The sequence below is a fragment of the Shewanella sp. ZOR0012 genome (genome assembly GCF_000798835.1).
Taxonomy (GTDB): Bacteria; Pseudomonadota; Gammaproteobacteria; order Enterobacterales; family Shewanellaceae; genus Shewanella; species Shewanella xiamenensis.
Genome location: NZ_JTLE01000043.1, coordinates 1 through 249 on the forward strand (window position 1 = coordinate 1; position 249 = coordinate 249).

Here is a 249-nt window from a genome sequence, read left to right on the forward strand (position 1 = left end):
ATAGCCTTTCTTATCAAGGCGGATGGCGCGGCCTGTCCAATCAATCAGTTCGAGATAATCGGCAAAATGAAACGGAATACCTGTTTGCTGACTCAGGTGTGCTGCGCCATCGAATTGGACGAGAGCCTTGTGGGGAATATGAGCTTGATTAGTTGCGGAGTCAGTTTGTGGCGTTGAGATGGCTAATGAACGATTGGGTGAATCTAGCGAGTTAATTCGCTCCTGAATCGATGTAAAATCAGAGGATTG

Annotated in this window: 1 pseudogene; it reads right to left on the reverse strand. The window is 47.0% G+C overall.

The window, feature by feature from the left end:
- Positions 1-249, reverse strand: a pseudogene (locus L976_RS01390) (alpha-amylase family glycosyl hydrolase); the annotation flags it as partial.